General features: G+C 69.8%; 17 protein-coding genes. 8 read left to right on the top strand and 9 right to left on the bottom strand.

What is annotated here, in order from left to right:
* Positions 1–167: 167 nt before the first annotated feature.
* Positions 168–710 (top strand): GNAT family N-acetyltransferase, encoded by a 543-nt coding sequence (locus QSJ59_RS12800; RefSeq protein WP_285759716.1) that lies wholly within the window; start codon positions 168–170, stop codon positions 708–710.
* Here QSJ59_RS12800 and QSJ59_RS12795 read toward each other — a convergent pair.
* From QSJ59_RS12795 to QSJ59_RS12785, 3 genes are all read right to left on the bottom strand, one after another.
* Entirely contained in the window at positions 679–1,032 is a 354-nt protein-coding gene (locus QSJ59_RS12795) for a VOC family protein (protein WP_285759715.1), read from the bottom strand. The two genes, QSJ59_RS12800 and QSJ59_RS12795, sit on opposite strands and share 32 nt — an antisense overlap.
* A 109-nt stretch (positions 1,033–1,141) precedes the next feature.
* Entirely contained in the window at positions 1,142–1,483 is a 342-nt protein-coding gene (locus tag QSJ59_RS12790; protein ID WP_285759714.1) for a hypothetical protein, read from the bottom strand.
* Between the two features lie 183 nt (positions 1,484–1,666).
* Positions 1,667–2,563 carry an NADP-dependent oxidoreductase gene (locus QSJ59_RS12785; RefSeq protein WP_285759712.1) on the bottom strand — a complete coding sequence of 299 codons (897 nt, stop codon included), beginning with the start codon at positions 2,561–2,563 and terminating at the stop codon, positions 1,667–1,669.
* Positions 2,564–2,840: 277 nt separating this feature from the next.
* Between QSJ59_RS12785 and QSJ59_RS12780 the strand changes: the two genes are divergently transcribed.
* From QSJ59_RS12780 to QSJ59_RS12760, 5 genes are all read left to right on the top strand, one after another.
* A complete protein-coding gene (locus tag QSJ59_RS12780) occupies positions 2,841–3,347 on the top strand; it encodes a (2Fe-2S)-binding protein (RefSeq protein WP_285759711.1) in 507 nt (168 codons plus the stop codon).
* A complete protein-coding gene (locus tag QSJ59_RS12775) occupies positions 3,344–4,336 on the top strand; it encodes an FAD binding domain-containing protein (protein ID WP_285759710.1) in 993 nt (330 codons plus the stop codon). The genes QSJ59_RS12780 and QSJ59_RS12775 overlap by 4 nt, the downstream gene beginning before the upstream one ends.
* A complete protein-coding gene (locus QSJ59_RS12770) occupies positions 4,333–6,405 on the top strand; it encodes a xanthine dehydrogenase family protein molybdopterin-binding subunit (protein WP_285759708.1) in 2,073 nt (690 codons plus the stop codon). Before QSJ59_RS12775 ends, QSJ59_RS12770 begins: the two co-directional genes overlap by 4 nt.
* A 131-nt stretch (positions 6,406–6,536) precedes the next feature.
* Positions 6,537–7,274 (top strand): SDR family oxidoreductase, encoded by a 738-nt coding sequence (locus tag QSJ59_RS12765; RefSeq protein ID WP_285759706.1) that lies wholly within the window; start codon positions 6,537–6,539, stop codon positions 7,272–7,274.
* A 233-nt stretch (positions 7,275–7,507) separates the two neighbouring features.
* Positions 7,508–8,764, top strand: a complete 1,257-nt coding sequence (locus QSJ59_RS12760) for a macrolide family glycosyltransferase (protein ID WP_285759704.1) — start codon at positions 7,508–7,510, stop codon at positions 8,762–8,764.
* Here QSJ59_RS12760 and QSJ59_RS12755 read toward each other — a convergent pair.
* The 4 genes from QSJ59_RS12755 to QSJ59_RS12740 form a co-directional block, all read right to left on the bottom strand.
* Positions 8,710–9,351, bottom strand: a complete 642-nt coding sequence (locus QSJ59_RS12755; RefSeq protein ID WP_285759702.1) for a TetR/AcrR family transcriptional regulator — start codon at positions 9,349–9,351, stop codon at positions 8,710–8,712. The genes QSJ59_RS12760 and QSJ59_RS12755 overlap by 55 nt on opposite strands.
* Positions 9,352–9,359: 8 nt before the next feature.
* Positions 9,360–10,037: a DUF4166 domain-containing protein gene (locus tag QSJ59_RS12750; RefSeq protein WP_285759700.1), complete on the bottom strand. Its 678-nt coding sequence runs from the start codon at positions 10,035–10,037 to the stop codon at positions 9,360–9,362.
* Positions 10,034–10,741 (bottom strand): SRPBCC family protein, encoded by a 708-nt coding sequence (locus tag QSJ59_RS12745; protein WP_285759699.1) that lies wholly within the window; start codon positions 10,739–10,741, stop codon positions 10,034–10,036. The genes QSJ59_RS12750 and QSJ59_RS12745 overlap by 4 nt, the downstream gene beginning before the upstream one ends.
* Before the next feature lie 79 nt (positions 10,742–10,820).
* A complete protein-coding gene (locus QSJ59_RS12740; protein ID WP_285759698.1) occupies positions 10,821–11,396 on the bottom strand; it encodes a dihydrofolate reductase family protein in 576 nt (191 codons plus the stop codon).
* A 101-nt stretch (positions 11,397–11,497) separates the two neighbouring features.
* On the opposite strand from QSJ59_RS12740, the gene QSJ59_RS12735 reads away from it, so the two are divergent.
* Positions 11,498–12,130: a TetR/AcrR family transcriptional regulator gene (locus QSJ59_RS12735; protein ID WP_285759697.1), complete on the top strand. Its 633-nt coding sequence runs from the start codon at positions 11,498–11,500 to the stop codon at positions 12,128–12,130.
* Positions 12,131–12,367: 237 nt separating this feature from the next.
* Here QSJ59_RS12735 and QSJ59_RS12730 read toward each other — a convergent pair whose 3' ends face one another.
* Positions 12,368–13,342, bottom strand: coding sequence for an LLM class flavin-dependent oxidoreductase (locus QSJ59_RS12730; protein ID WP_285759695.1), 975 nt, complete (start codon positions 13,340–13,342; stop codon positions 12,368–12,370).
* Between the two features lie 199 nt (positions 13,343–13,541).
* Here QSJ59_RS12730 and QSJ59_RS12725 point away from each other — a divergent pair, with 199 nt between their 5' ends.
* Entirely contained in the window at positions 13,542–14,681 is a 1,140-nt protein-coding gene (locus tag QSJ59_RS12725; RefSeq protein WP_285759693.1) for a carboxylate-amine ligase, read from the top strand.
* A gap of 12 nt (positions 14,682–14,693) precedes the next feature.
* Here QSJ59_RS12725 and QSJ59_RS12720 read toward each other — a convergent pair whose 3' ends face one another.
* Positions 14,694–15,203: a hypothetical protein gene (locus QSJ59_RS12720; RefSeq protein ID WP_285759692.1), complete on the bottom strand. Its 510-nt coding sequence runs from the start codon at positions 15,201–15,203 to the stop codon at positions 14,694–14,696.
* Positions 15,204–15,208: the final 5 nt, after the last annotated feature.

The following is a 15,208-nucleotide window of genomic DNA, read 5'->3' as shown; positions in this document are numbered from 1 at the left end:
GCCTCGAACGCCTCGGGTTCGAGCCCCAGCTCGTGGGCCGCGCATACATTCAAGGCATGGCGGGATAGGCGCGCCGGCAGGGGACGGGTTGCGGTGGAGCTTCGATTGCGTGAGCTGGGGGACGCTGATCTGGATGCAATCTTTGCGTGGGAGGGCGACCCGGCGGCGTGGAGAGGGCGGCGTTCACGCGCAGCGACCCGAGCGACCGCGAGGCGTTCGATGCTCACTATCGGAAAGTGCGGGCCGAACCGACGAACCTCATCCGGGTGATCAAGCAGTCGGGTGTGCCGGTCGGCATGATCTCGAGCTTCTGGATCGAAGGAGACCGAGAGGTCTCCTGCTGGATCGCACCCGAACGAGGGGAGCAGGGCATCGCCGGTGTCGCCCTCACTGGTTTCCTCCGCATCGAGCAGACTCACCCCGTGTATGGGCGGGTCGCAGAGACCGATCCCGGCTCCCGGTCAGTGCTGGAGAAGAACGGTTTCATGCAGATCGGGCAGGAGATCTCGTTGGCGACCGGACTTGTGCACGATGTGACGGAATACAGCTACCGCCTCACAAACGCCTGGACGAGCGCTTTCTCGCGCAGAGTCTCAACGCCGACCACCCAGCGCAACAACGCCGGATGCTGGTCTCGCTCTGACGGGAGGGCCACCTATCCGTGCAACCGCCCCCTCGTCACCGCAGCGGCGTGTGTGTGCCCACGTTGATGATCCTGCCGTCGCACCCTCGGTAGAAGAAACGGGTGACGCCCCAGGGTTCAGCGGTCAGAGGATGGACGATCTCGAGCCCCGCGCGCAGCGCGCGGGTGAGCGCTTCGCCGATGTCGTCGACGAAGACGGAGACGTCGGGGTTGATTGCTGCGGACGCGTCGTGAGACATGAGACTGAGTTGGTGCCCCTCCTCGTCGCCCAGCGTGACGATCCATCCGTGATCCATCAGCACCTCGAGCCCGAGCACCGCGGTGTGCTCGGCGACGGCACGGGAAAGATCGGTCACGAGCAGATTCGGAACGACTCTGTCGATGCGCATGCCCACATTGTCGCAGTGCCTGTAGGAATTCACCTCCGGCGTCACCGTGGGCCCGGCTGACACCACCGGGGGAAGACGTCTCGCGACCACGTGGTTCCTGCAGTGGCGTTCACACCTCCGCGGGCACCTGAGCGACGTCCGGGCATTGACACCGGCAGAGAGGCTGTTGTCGGAGGTAGCGGCAAACCAGCCCCCACGGCACCGCTCCCAGGAGGGCCGCGTCCAGGCGCATGGTGGTGTAGGTGGTGAGCGCGAACCCCTCGCTCAGGTCCGCCAGCGAACGCCCGGCGCCGTGGTAACGGCGCACCGTCTCTGCCCCTTGAGGCAGCACAACTTCCAGTTCGCCCGGTTCTCCCACGCCCTGGGGCAGTGCGGCACCGTCGGGGCGCCAGAAGGCGAGGACTCCGGTGCGCGGGGGATCGCCCGCCTCGAATACGGCGGCGCGGCCCACCAGCTGCCGCGATCACGGCCACGCGATCCCCTGTCCCCTCAGGCGCCAAGTGCCTGCCCTCCCACGCACGTGGGGGCGCCGAACTTCCCGATTCTCGGTTTTCCACCCGTACGACAAGCGGGCTGCCGTTTTCGCGCGGGGACGGTGCGCGACTTCGCCACCGTTGCCGCAGTCACGTTTCGTTCAGGGCGTGAGCACGATCTTGCCGCGGGTCGTGCCGGCTTCGCTGACGCGCTGGGCCTCGGCCGCCTCGGTGAGAGGGAAGACCACCGCCTCGGACAGCGAGACGCGTCCGGTGACCGCGGCGTCGACGAGCTCGGCCAGGACCCGCGCGTTCTGGTCCCCGGCGGTTCCCGCCGAGAAGGCCACACCCAGGTCGAACGCCACCGGATCGGCCAGGGTCACCACCCGCTCGGTCCCCCCGGTCAGGTCGATGGCGTCGGGCAGTACGCCGTGCCCGGCCGCGTCCAGAACCGCGTCGACCCCCTTGGGCGCCAGCGCGCGTACCCGCTGCACCAAGCCCGCTCCGTAGGTCGTGGCCCGCGCACCGAGGGAGGCGACGTAATCCTGGTTGCCAGGCCCTGCGGTCCCGATGACGGTGACGCCGGCCTGTACCGCGAGTTGGACGGCGATACTCCCGACACCACCCGAAGCGCCATTGACCAGCAACGTCTCCCCCGGGCTCAGTGCGAGGGCGGCCAGCCCCCGCCGGGCGGCCTCTCCCGCCACGGGCAGGCTGACCGCCTGGCTCCACGACAGCGCCGACGGTTTGGCCACATAGGTGCGCAGCGTCGCGTACTCGGCGTACCCGCCACTGATCGACCACCCCACGACCTCGTCACCCACCACGACATCGGTGACGTCGGCACCCACCGCGTCCACGGTCCCGGCGACCTCGGCCCCGGGGACACTGGGCAGGTCCAACGGCATGATGCCGGAGCGCTGCTTCCAGTCGAGGGGGTTGACCCCGGCCGCACGCACCGCGACACGGATCTGGGCGGGACCGGGTTGGGGTTCGACGAGCTCCACAACGCTCAGGACCGAGGGGGCACCGTACTCGGAGAAGCTGATGGCACGCACGAAATGGTCGTCCTTGTCTAGGGAATCCGGTTGGGACGCGGTGACGCGGAGCGGACCGCACGCCCGGCCGACACCACAGCGGCCACCTGCCTGCCGCCACGTTAACTCCCCGCGGACGCCCGATCCGGTCTCCGACAGCGCCTCGGAGTGTCGTCCACGGGCTCCGCCCCTACCTCTACGGCGTCACTGCGTCGCCATAAGTCACCAAGCGCTCCGTTTAACCTCCGGCTCGACGGACAGCACGGTAGTCACCACGCTTGCGGTCAGGGAGGCGCTGATGGAAACCGAGATCAAGCTGCGGATCAACGGGGAGCGGTACTCACTCCGGGTTGACACCCGCACAACACTGTTGGACGCACTGCGCGAGGGCCTCGGGGTGACCTCGACGAAGAAAGGGTGCGACCACGGCCAGTGCGGGTCCTGCACCGTGCTACTGGACGGGCGCAGGACACTGAGCTGCCTCACCCTGGCGGTGACCACCGACGACACCGAGATCGTCACCGCCGAGGGCCTGGGAGGGGACAACGAGCCGCACCCGCTTCACCGGGCATTCATCGACAACGACGCCTTCCAGTGCGGATACTGCACTCCGGGGCAGATCTGCTCGGCGGCAGGCATGCTGACCGAGCTCGATGCCGGCCACCCCAGCGCGGCCACCCCGCAGGGAAGCGAGCCACGGCTGGACGACGACGAGATCCGTGAGCGTATGAGCGGAAACCTGTGTCGTTGCGGGGCCTACTCCCACATCGTGAGCGCGATCCGCGAAGTGGGTGGGCGCGCATGAAACCCTTCGACTACCAGCGCGCCCACGACGTCGCCCAGGCCGTGGCCACCGTCGCCGCCGAACCGGGGGCGGTGTTCCTGGGCGGGGGAACCAACCTCGTGGACCACTTGAAACTGGGAATCACCGCGCCCGAACTGCTCGTGGACGTCACCCGACTGCACCTGGACGAGGTGGAGGAACTCGGCGACGGCGGCGTGCGGATAGGCGCGGGCGTGCGCAACAGCGACCTGGCCGCCCATCCCCTGATCCGCCAGCGCTACCCGGTGCTCTCCGAGGCGCTGCTGGCCGGGGCCTCGGGGCAGCTGCGCAACGCGGCCACCACCGGCGGCAACCTCCTGCAACGGACCAGGTGCGTGTATTTCCAGGACACCACCACCCCCTGCAACAAGCGCGAGCCCGGCTCCGGCTGCTCCGCGTTGGGCGGATACACCCGCCACCACGCGATCTTCGGAGCCTCCGAGCACTGCAGTGCCACCCACCCCTCCGACATGGCGGTGGCCATGCTCATGCTCGACGCGGTCGTGGAGGTACAGGGCGCGACGGGGCCGCGACGCGTGGCACTGGCCGACCTGCACCGGTTGCCCGGTGACCGCCCCCAGGACGACACGATCCTGGAGCACGGCGACCTGATCACCGCCGTGGAGCTGCCCGCGGCGCCGATCGCACGACGCTCGCGCTACCGCAAGGTCCGCGACCGCGCGTCCTACGCGTTCGCACTGGTCTCGGTGGCCGCGGCGGTTGAGGTGGCCGATGGGCGCATCACCGAGGCGCGTCTGGCGTTGGGGGGTGTGGCGCACAAGCCCTGGCGTGCCGAACGCGCCGAGTCCGCGCTGCGCGGTGCCGTTGCCGACGATGAGGCGTTCGCTGCGGCGGCCGAGGCGGAGCTGGCCCGGGCCCGCCCGTTGGAGGGCAATGCGGTCAAACTGCCCCTGCTGCGCGGGGCGATCACCGCCGTCCTGCGCGACCTGTGCGAGGAGGATTCCCGATGACCCAGGCCATCGCAACCGGAGACGCGGGAAGCGCCATGCGCCGTGTCGACGGCCCCGACAAGGTGCGCGGGACCGCGCGCTATGCCTTCGAGTACCCCATGAAGGAACCCGCCTACCTGCATCTGGTGCAGTCCACCATTACCCGCGGCCGGGTGCGCGCCGTGCACGACGGTGCGGCCCTGGCCGTGCAGGGGGTGCTGGCGGTGCTCTCCCACACCAACGCGACCCGGATCGACCCCGGAGACGAGACCGAGCTGGCCGTACTGCAGTCGGACGGCGTGGCCTACCGGGGGCAGCCGGTGGCAGCGGTGGTCGCAAAGACGCCCGAGGCCGCGCGGGAGGCAGCTGCCCTGGTCGGTGTCGACTACGACGTCTACCAGCACGACGTGCACCTGTCCGCCGCGCGCACCGACCTCTTTGCTCCCGACGACACCGACACCCACCAGGGCGACCTGGAAGCGGCCATGGCCGAGGCCGACACGGTGATCGACCACGTCTACTCCACTCCCATGCAGCACAACAACCCGATGGAACCGCACGCCACGATCGCGCTGTGGGACGGCACCTCGCTGATCCTGCACGAGTCGACCCAGGCGGTACGCATGGTCCACACCACCATCGCGTCGCTGTTCGGATTGGAGCGCGACCGGGTCCGTGTCATCGCCCCCTACGTGGGCGGAGGTTTCGGGGCCAAGGGACCGCTGCACGCACCGGTGGTCCTGGCCTGTCTGGCGGCCATGGCCGTTCCGGGGCGCCCGGTCAAGCTCGCGGTGACCCGCCGCCAGATGTTCACCCTGGTGGGGTACCGCTCGCCCACCCTGCAACGGGTGCGTCTGGCGGCCGATGCCCAGGGCCGTCTCAGCGCGGTGGGCGACGACGTGACCGCGCAGAGCGCACGGTTCACGCAGTTCGTGGAGCGTGCGGGCGACCCGAGCCGGATGATGTACGCCGCACCCAACCGGCGTATCACCCACCGCCTGGCCGCCCTGGACACCAACGCCCCGACGTGGATGCGCGCCCCCGGGGAGGCTCCCGGTATGTTCGCGCCCGAGGTCGCCATGGACGAACTGGCCTGTGCCCTGGACATCGATCCGGTCGAGCTGCGCCTGCGCAACGAACCCGAGGTCGATCCCGGGACGCACAAGCCCTTCTCCAGCCGCACGCTCGCCGAGTGCATGCGCGAGGGTTCCCGCCTCTTCGGCTGGGCCGATCGCGACCCCGCTCCCGGTGTCCGACGGCACGACGGCTGGCTCGTGGGAACCGGAATGGCCGCATCCACCTACCCCGCACTGCTCATGCCGGGTTCCTCGGCCGAGATCCGCTTCGAGAAGGGCCGCTACGAGCTGCGCATCGGCGCCTCCGACATCGGGACCGGGGCCTGGACGGTGCTGGGGCAGTTGGCGGCCGAGGCACTCGGGGTCGGCGTCGACGCGGTACGCGTGCACATCGGTGACAGCACTCTGCCCGCCGCCTCTTTGGCCGGCGGCTCCAGCGGCACGGTGTCGTGGGGCACCGCGATCACCGCGGCCGCCCGGGCGTTTCGCGAGGAGCACGGCGACACTCCCGCCCCGGGGGCACGGACAACGGCCCGTGGCAGTGACGGCGCCGACGAGAACTACTCCGCACACTCCTTCGGGGCGCAGTTCGCTGAGGTACACGTGCACGCCGACACCGGGGAGGTTCGAGTGCCGCGCCTGCTGGGGGTCTTCTCCGCGGGACGCATCATCAACCCGTTGACGGCGCGCTCCCAGTTCATCGGGGGGATGACCATGGGGGTGTCCATGGCGTTGCACGAGCACAGCGTGGTGGATCCGCGGTTCGGCCACGTCGTGACCCAGGACTTCGCCGACTATCACATCTCGGTCAACGCCGATATTGGGGAGATTCGCGCCGAGTGGATCGACACCCCCGACTACCGCGCCAACCCCACGGGCGCCAAGGGAATCGGGGAGATCGGGATCACGGGCACGGCGGCGGCCGTGGCCAACGCCTTCCACCATGCGACGGGAGTACGGGTCCGCGACCTGCCGATCACCGTGGACGCCTATCTCTTGGGCTCCCGCGGCTAGGGAGGCGACGCCGTTGGCTGGTGGGCGCAGGCCCCGGCGCCCACCAGGGACGCGGACACCCGCGGCGGCAGTGTTTTCGCTACGACAACGGGAAACCGCACAACGATGCGCGACAGGAACAGGGGGACGCCATGAGGTTCACGGTCATCGGCGGCACCGGTCTGATCGGTGCCCAAGTGGTGGGGAAACTGGCCGCGGACGGGCATAATGCCGTGGCGGCGTCGAGGTCGACGGGGGTCGACGTACTCACCGGGCAGGGACTGGAACAAGCGCTGTCGGGCGCCGACGTCGTGATCAACCTGACGAACTCCCCCACGTTCGACGCTGCGTCCGTGGAATTCTTCACCGCCTCGACGAACACCCTGACGGCCGCATGTCGAACGGCTGGGGTGAGCCACCACGTGCTCCTGTCGATCGTCGGTGTCGACCGGCTACCGCAACTCGACTACTACCGGGCCAAAACCGCCCAAGAGGACATCCTCGCGGCCGGACCCACCCCCTACTCGATCGTGCGCGCCACGCAGTTCTTCGAGTTCGTCGACACGATCCTGTCCTGGACCACCGACGACGGCACCGTTCGGCTGCCCACGACCCGCCTGCAGCCGATCGCCGCGGCCGACGTGGCCGACGCGATCGCCACCACCGCCACCGGCATCCCGTGGCAGGGCACACGCGACATCGCCGGCCCCGACCTCTTCCCCCTCGACGAACTGGGCAGGATCACGCTGGCCGCGCACCCCGACGGGCGCACCGTGGTCACCGACGACCGGGCCGGGATGTTCGCCGCGATCGCCGGAGACGTACTGACCGCGGGGAGGGAAGCGATTCTGGCTCCCACGCACTACGCGGACTGGATCCAGCGCCTCTAGAGCATCTGGCTGCTCCGCCGGATTTGGGATGGGGCGTACCGGTCGGCCGCCGGCCGAATAATCACGTGCCCTTGAGGCGGCGCACCGCTAGGGTGACGCGCATGGGATTTCAGATCTACGAGTGACGGAGCAGCCGTCCCGGGCGCCTGACTTTCGAGGATCGTTCCTCGTCGGGCCGACCGGGCCCGTCGTGCCCTTTCGTCGAGAACGCAGTCACCCGTCGAGGAGTCCCCATGTCCCGTCGTGCCCATATCGCCATGGCCAGTATCCCGGCCCCCGGCCACGTCAATCCCAGCCTGGAGATCATCCGGGAATTGGTGGCACGCGGCCACCGCGTCAGTTACATCAACGACCCGATGTCCACCGAGGCGGTCACCGCCACCGGCGCCGACCTCGTTCCCTACTCCACGAGGCTGCCGGTCGGAACTGGGGGCAGTGCCTGGCCGGAGGATCGGATCGGTATCGCCGACCTTTTCCTGGACGACGCGATGGCGATGCTCGCCGCCGCGCGCCCCGCTCTGGACGGTGACCGGCCCGACCTTTTCCTGTACGACATCGCCGGTGCTGCCGCCCGGGTGCTCGCCGACAACTGGGACCGCCCCAGTCTGCAACTGTCGCCCACCTACGTGGCCTGGCAGGAGTACGAGCAGGACATGGCCGCGGAGGTCGCGGCGATGAAACAGGACCCGCGCGGCGCCGAGCACTACCGGCGCTTCGCGGCATGGTTGGCTGACAACGGCCTGGCCGGCACGGATCCCGACCGTTTCATGGGCCGACCGGAGCACGCGCTGGTGTTGATCCCGCGCGCGCTTCAGCCCCACGCCGACTCCGTGGACCCCGAGCGCTACACCTTCATCGGGCCGTGCTTCGGCTCCCGCAGCGAGCAGGGGGTGTGGACGCGCCCCGACGACGCGGAGAAGGTCCTGCTGGTGTCGCTGGGGTCGGCGTTCACCGATCAGCCCGCCTTCTACCGCGCCTGTTCGCAAGCGTTCGGCTCTCTTCCCGGCTGGCACGTGGTGCTGCAGGTCGGCCGGTACGTGGACATCGCCGGGCTGGGTGAGGTTCCGGCCAATGTCGAGGTCCACCGATGGGTCGCGCAGTTGGCGGTATTGGAGCAGTGCGACGCGTTCGTCACGCACGCCGGGATGGGCGGGAGCACGGAAGGGCTGTACTGCGGGCTGCCGATGATCGCGGTTCCCCAGGCCGTCGACCAGTTCGGCAACGCCGATGCCCTGGTGGATCTGGGGGTGGGACGCCGCCTGGACACCGAGCAGGCCACCCCCGAGGCGCTGCGTACGGCCCTGCTGGAGCTGACGGGGGACCCGGAGGTGGCGCGGCGCAGCGCGGCCATCCGTCGTGAGCTGCGGGAGGAGGGCGGTACGGCCCGTGCCGCCGATGCTGCCCTGACAGACAGGGACGTTCCTGGCGCCAGGTTTCAGGGGGTGCGACGACCGGCCGCGCGCCGCAGACGCATGCGCACAGCGCGTTGAGCCACCGGCCCCAGTCCGTCCAGAACGGCGATCAGCTCGCCGAGCTGCTCCAGAGCGTCGAACGCGCGCCGGGCACCGTCGTCGTCGACCCCTTCGTAGAGTTCCAGGCCCACGAACCCCGCGGCCAGCGCCCGGGCCAGACCGTGGGTGTCCAGGACGGCTCCGATGGGGGTGGGTGCCAGGACCCGGTCCAGGACCTGTTCGATCTCCACGATCCACAGGTCCAGGCCGGCCGCGGCCGCGACCGCCAGGCGCGGCTGGTTCTGGGCGCCCGCCAGCAGTTGGGCGAGGGTTGCCACGTGCCCGGCCGCGCGTTCCTCGGTGTGCAGCTCGCGGCCCAGGCTCAGGAGCTGGGTGAGGGTGGCGACCTCGGAGAGGCGGGGTCGATAGTGGGCGACTCGCTGCTCGGCACCGTGTCGGCAGGCCGCTGCCAGGAGTTCGTCGACACTGCCGAAGTGGTAGAAGACGAGGCCCTGGTTGACGCCGGCCGCAGCAGCGATGGAGCGGGCCGAGGTCTTGGCGATTCCGTTGCGCACCAGGGTGTCCAGGGCACCGGTGAGCAGTTTGGCGCGGGTGTCCTGGCTCATGGGCGAAACTATACGCGTGTCTCTTCGCGCACCGGGCGCAGGTCCGGACGCAGCGCTTGGGACGCGGGAAGGTAGTCGGCGGTGAAGGTCCCTTCGTAGCCGAAGAGCGGACCGAAATAGCGGTTGGTGACGCGCACCTGGATGCGGAAGCACCCGGCCTCGTCGTCGTAGGACTCACGCACCACCGCGTCACCGCCGATGAGCGCGGGCACCTCTGCGTCGACGATGCCCTCGCGGAAGCGGTGGGAGCCCGAGCGGATGACGATCGCACCGTCGTCGTCGGCGTGGACGTACAGGTCGCTGGCGAGGTGCTGGTGGGTACCCAGGTAGTCGACGATGCAGCCCCGGTCGGGGTCGAAGACCATGGTCGCGTCGAACCGCCGGGGCCCGCGGGGAAAGGCGAAGGTACGCACGAACGTCACGGTCTCTCTGCCGTGGGAGTCGCGGTAGGGGACGTTCTCGATGGTGAAAGGGATGTCGCGGCCGGCTCGGGGGAGCAGGATGTTGCGGTGGCCGCCCAGGGCGAGGAAGGGTTTGACGAAGGATCGGCCGTGCCAGATCCGGTTCATGGTGCCCTGACCGATGCACGCCTGTCCGCTGACCAGTCCGACGGAGAAGCGGCGTTGGACCTGGGGGTGCAGGCGGTCGAATTCGGCGCCGAGGCAGCGCTGGAACAGTGAGCTCACGGAAACTCCAGGCGGGCGAGAAGGGGAGGTGGCGTGCTGGTCCTGCGTCCGGGCGAGCGGCGGCAGCGACGCGCTGCCGGGGTGCTGGGCAGCGGGGGAAGGGCGATCAGCAGTGCTGTGGCGGCCAAGGCGGGGAGCACGGGCAGGGTGGAGGCGGCGACACCGGCCAGGGTCACGCGTCCGACGATCTCGGCCAGGGCGTTTGCCAGGGCGCGCTCGGGGGTGATGTCGCGCTCGCACCACAATCGCAGCCGGTCGAAGGACCAGGCGGTCGCCCAGCCCATCAGAGGGCGCATCACCAGACGATCGGCCAGTTCGCTCGGGCGGCCCGGAGGCGGCCGGTAGTCGTATCCGGTGAGGAAGCGTACGCCGTGGCCGGTGGGAACGTAGCGCCAGTAGCCGCTGCCCCGGGTGATGGGCGAGAGCGGGTGGTCGGAGGCGAAGCGCAGGGCGCAGACCCGGGACCGGTCGGGGCGGGTGCGCTCCCCTGCCGTGACTCCGGTGCCCCCGATGCCCAGGAAGGGCAGGACCCGGGTGGAGTAGTGGAAGCGTTGGGGCGTGCCAGGGGCGCGGGGCAGGTAGCTGATGCGGGTGAAGCGCAGGTCCCAGCGCTGGTGCTGTGCGGGCGACTGGGTGCGCTGCCACACCAGGTCCAGATCCGCGTGCACCAGCGTCTCGACGTACAGGCCCATGGGGATCTCCACGAATACTTTTGAGCGGTTGCTCAAAAGCAGCGTAGAGGGTTTTGAGCAACCGCTCAAGAGGCTGTGCCCGGGGTCGTGCTCACGCGCGGGTGTAGACGGACAGAGTCGTGCCGTTGGCGAAGGTCAGGGTGTCCTCCAGCCGGAAGGGCAACACCGCGAACTCCCCGTCGAAGGCGGGCAGGCCCGCCCCGATGACGATCGGGTAGCGCTTGATGACCAGCTCGTCCACCTCCGGGGCGAGGACGCCTGCCAGTACTCCTCCGCCGGCCAGCCAGATCCCCAGTTCCCCCTCCTCTTTCTTGAGGGTGCGCACCAGGGCCAGCGGATCGCGTTGCACCAACTCCACGGCCGGGTCGTCGATCGCCTTGAGCGTGGTGGAGGCGACGTACTGGCGCATATGGGCGTAAGGGCTGGTAATGCCGGCGTCGAGAGCCGGCTGGTAGGTTCCGCGCCCCATGACAACGGTGTCGAACCGCTGATTGGGGACCTCTCCCATGCCCAGTTGCGCACGGATGTGGGTGGGAACGGTCTCGGGCAGCCGCGTACTGATGTGGTCGGTCAGGTCCTGCGACCACGGGAAGAAGTCGTAACTGCCGTCCGGTGCGGCGATGTAGCCGTCGAGAGTGACGGCGACGTAGTAGGTCAGCGTACGCATGCGATCCTCGCCTTCGTGTGCGACGGGGAGCATCCCCGCAACAAGTACATTTGTAGTACTTTATTTGTAGTTGTTGCAAGTGATTTCATCGAGGAGGCCCAATGGTTCGCAACCCCCAGCGCCGCGCAGCGCTCGTGGACGCGGCGATCGAGGTCCTGGCGCGCGAGGGCGCCCGCGGGTTGACCTTTCGCGCCGTGGACGCAGAGGCCCAGGTGCCCACGGGCACCGCCTCCAACTACTTCGCCGACCGCGATGTCCTGTTCACCCAGGTAGGCGGGCGCATCTACCAGCGCCTGGAGCCCGACGCCGCCCTCGTGGCCACGAGACTCGCGGGCCCGCGCGACCGCGAGCAGGTGGCGCACCTGATGCGCGACCTGGTGGACCGGGTCACGGCGTTTCGTTCGGGCTACCTGGCCCTACTGGAGCTGCGCCTGGAGGCGACCCGACGCCCGGAACTGCGCGCGGTCCTGACCCGCACGATCCGCGCCGACGTGGACGCCAACATCACCTACCACCTGGACTCCGGCCTTCCCGGGGACGCGACCACCGTGGTACTGCTCTACCTGGCCATGAACTGGCTGATCGTGGAACGCCTCACCCTGCCCGACGTCTTCACCGAGGAACAGATCCACGAGCTGGTCACCGCCGTGGTAGAGCGCGTCCTGCCCGCCGAGGGAACAGACGGCGTACACGACGATCGACCCGCCGGATCGGCGAAAAACCTGCGGAAATGACCATCGGGTCCGCGTAATCGACGCGGTGCCGGTCGGCACGCCACAGCCCCGCACGTGCACTTCACGACCGAGGAAGTCGTATCCGCCCCGGGCACCGACGGGGGGACCTCGTCGTCGCCGAGGCCCGGGCCACGTGCGGGCACCGGCCACGACGCCGTTCTTCACGCCCGCAAGCGCCTGTGACGGCCCGCCCCTCTCTCTGCGGCGGCGAGAGGAACGGTTGCGCCTCTCCCCCGGTCAACCCGCCAGGATGCGGTTCAAGGGGGCAGCGCGCCGAAGCTGCTCCACGGTGTCGCCGATGGGCGTCAGAACGACGCTGTGGGCGCCGGCCGCGTGCAGTCCGGCGATCTGTCGGGCGCAGTCCTCGATCGTGCCGACCACGGCCAGTTCGTCGATCCAGGAGTCGGGGATCGCCGCGCCGCGCTGTTCCTCGGGCAGTGCTGCGACCTCGGTGAGACGCTCGCCCAGGCCCAGCGGTTCGAGGTGGGCCGCCCACGCGGGATTGGCGACAGCAGCGGCCAGCTTCGGGCGCAGCGCGTCGCGGGCCCGGACAGGATCGTCATCGGTGTGAAAGAAGGTGTAGACGGTGACGGGGTGGGGGCGTGTATCAACCCCCTGCCCCCGCTGGATCGAGGCGCGAGCCGCCGTGAGATAGGCCCGACTGACCGGTTCGGCCAGGAGCGTTCCGTCGGCGTAGCGCCCCGACACCTCCAACGACTTGGGGCCGCGCACACCGGCCAGCACCAGAGGGGGCTGTTCGGGCACCAGATCCAGACGTACGGCGTCCAGACGTACGTAACGTCCCTGGACGGTGACCTCCTCACCTGCCAACAGACGGCGAACAGCGTCCAGGTGCTCACCCAATGCCGTCAGCGGGGAGGCCGGTGCAGCCCCGATCTGGCGCATCCACGCACCCACCCCGTGGCCCAGTCCCGCGGTGAGGCGGCCGGGGTGGGCCTGCGCCAGTGCCGCGAGCTCCATCGCGGTGAACGCGGCATTGCGCGCAACGGCCGGCAGGATCCCGATTCCCACCCGCACCCGTTCGGTGGCCGCCAGCGCCATTGCCGAAGTGGCGATTCCCCCGGTGAAGAAGCAGTCCTCGACCAACCACACCTCGTCGAACCCCGCACTCTCGACCGCACGGGCCAGGTCGGTGGTGCGTGCGGCAGGCAGGGTGCAGGGAATCTGCACCCCCAACTGGGGACGGTTCACAGCGGAACTCCTCGACAGGTCCGGACACAGCGGAACACGATACGGGCGAGGGACGCCAACGGGTACAGTCCTACTCCTTGTTTCCGGCCCCCGACCCGGGGTAGCCGCATCCATGACGCCGCCGTCCCCACCCATGGTGGCTCACCCACCTCCCCGCGCCCGCCTCGGCACGCGCGCATCGCAGTAGAAACGAGGCACGATGACCGACCGGCCCGCCACGTCCCACCCGACGATGGGAGTGGAAGAAGAGTTCCTCCTCCTGGACTCCACCGGCCATCTGGCCGGGGCGAGCACCGAGGTGCTGCCCCGGGCCGCCGAAGGCTCGGCCGAGCTCCAGCACGAACTCAACCGCAACCAGGTGGAGTCGGCCAGCACCGTCTTCGACGACGCCCCCTCCCTCATGGCCGAACTCCGCGGCTCCCGCGCCCGCCTGGCCCAGGCCGCCGCCCAACGGGGCCTGAGTCTGGCTGCGGTGGGGGCACCACTGCTGGTGGAGAACACCCCTGCGCTGCTGACCCCCGGCGACCGCTACGCCCGTATGCGTCGGGAGCTGGGCCCGATGCTGGACGCAGCCAACACCTGCGGATGCCACGTGCACGTCAGCGTCCCCGACGCCGCCACCGCCCTGCAGGTCTCCAACCACCTCCGCCCCTGGCTGCCGGTCCTGCTGGCCCTCACCGCCAACTCGCCGTTCTTCGAGGGGGCCGACACCGGTTACGCCAGCTGGCGCTACATCCGCTGGTCGCGCCTGCCCTCGTCCGCACCGCCGCCCTTCTTCACCGACGAGAAGCACTACGAAGGGCTGATCGAGGAACTGTTGGCCTCCGGTGCCGCCCTGGACCGCGGGATGGTGTACTGGGGCGCCCGTCCCTCCGACGACCAGCCCACCCTGGAAGTCCGCGTCAGCGACGTCGCCGCCACCGTGGAGGAGGCCACCCTGTTGGCGGTCCTGGTGCGCGGACTGGTCGCGGCGTTCCTCACGGAGGTCCGCTCCGGTGTGCCCGCGCCGCGCCTGGCCGGGGAGATCCTGCGCGCCCACATGTGGCGTGCCGCACGCGACGGCCTGAACGGACAGTGCCTCGACCCGGCTACCGGACGTCTGGCCCCCGCCATCGCGGTGTTGGGATCGCTGATCGAACGGGTGCGTCCCGAGTTGGAGCGCACCGGCGACCTCGACTTCGCCCGCTCCACCGCCGAACTCCTGGGCACGCTGGGCGGTGGCGCGCACCGTCAGCGGCTGGCCTACGAACGGGCCGGAGAGCTCAGCGACGTCGTGGAACACGTCATGGCGGCCACGGCCGGCATCGAGGCGCTGAACATGGCCGACCCCATCGGCTGACGACGGCGGTCCTCAGGAGCGCCCGAGCAGGGGGTGCAGGTCGGCCGGGTCGGTGATGCGGCGCAGCGCCAATGCGTGCGGGGCCGCGGGCGCGAACAGCCGCAGCAGCCACCCGTCGTGCAGCGCCGCGGCAGCCACCCACGCATCGGCGCTGCACGACACGGTGAAAGCGGTGGTCCGGCCGTCCACGTCAAGATCCAGGGCGGACCACTGGACGTCCGGTGCGGGGTCGGGCCGGGCCGGGACCTGATGGGTCAGCCGTTGCATGAAGGCGCGTTCGGCGCAGAAGGCGCGCAGCCGCTGCGACGGGATCGGGTGCGGTCCCGGCCAGGCACGCGTGGTGATCTCCAGGTCCAGTTCGGCGCTGTCCGAGTGCCACCCGAAGTCCACCACGACCCGATCGGGGCGGGTGGCGCCCGGCGGCGTGGTGGTGGCGCTGACGCGCCCGCGCGCGGTGTCGCCCGCGGGCGCGAAGACGGGAACGGCGACGATCAGGTCGGCGACGGGGTCGTGTGCGCTCATCACCG

Origin of the sequence: Nocardiopsis ansamitocini (assembly GCF_030268225.1) — a bacterium.
Classification (GTDB): Bacteria; Actinomycetota; Actinomycetes; order Streptosporangiales; family Streptosporangiaceae; genus Nocardiopsis_D; species Nocardiopsis_D ansamitocini.
This window is presented reverse-complemented; position numbering and strand designations above follow the sequence as displayed.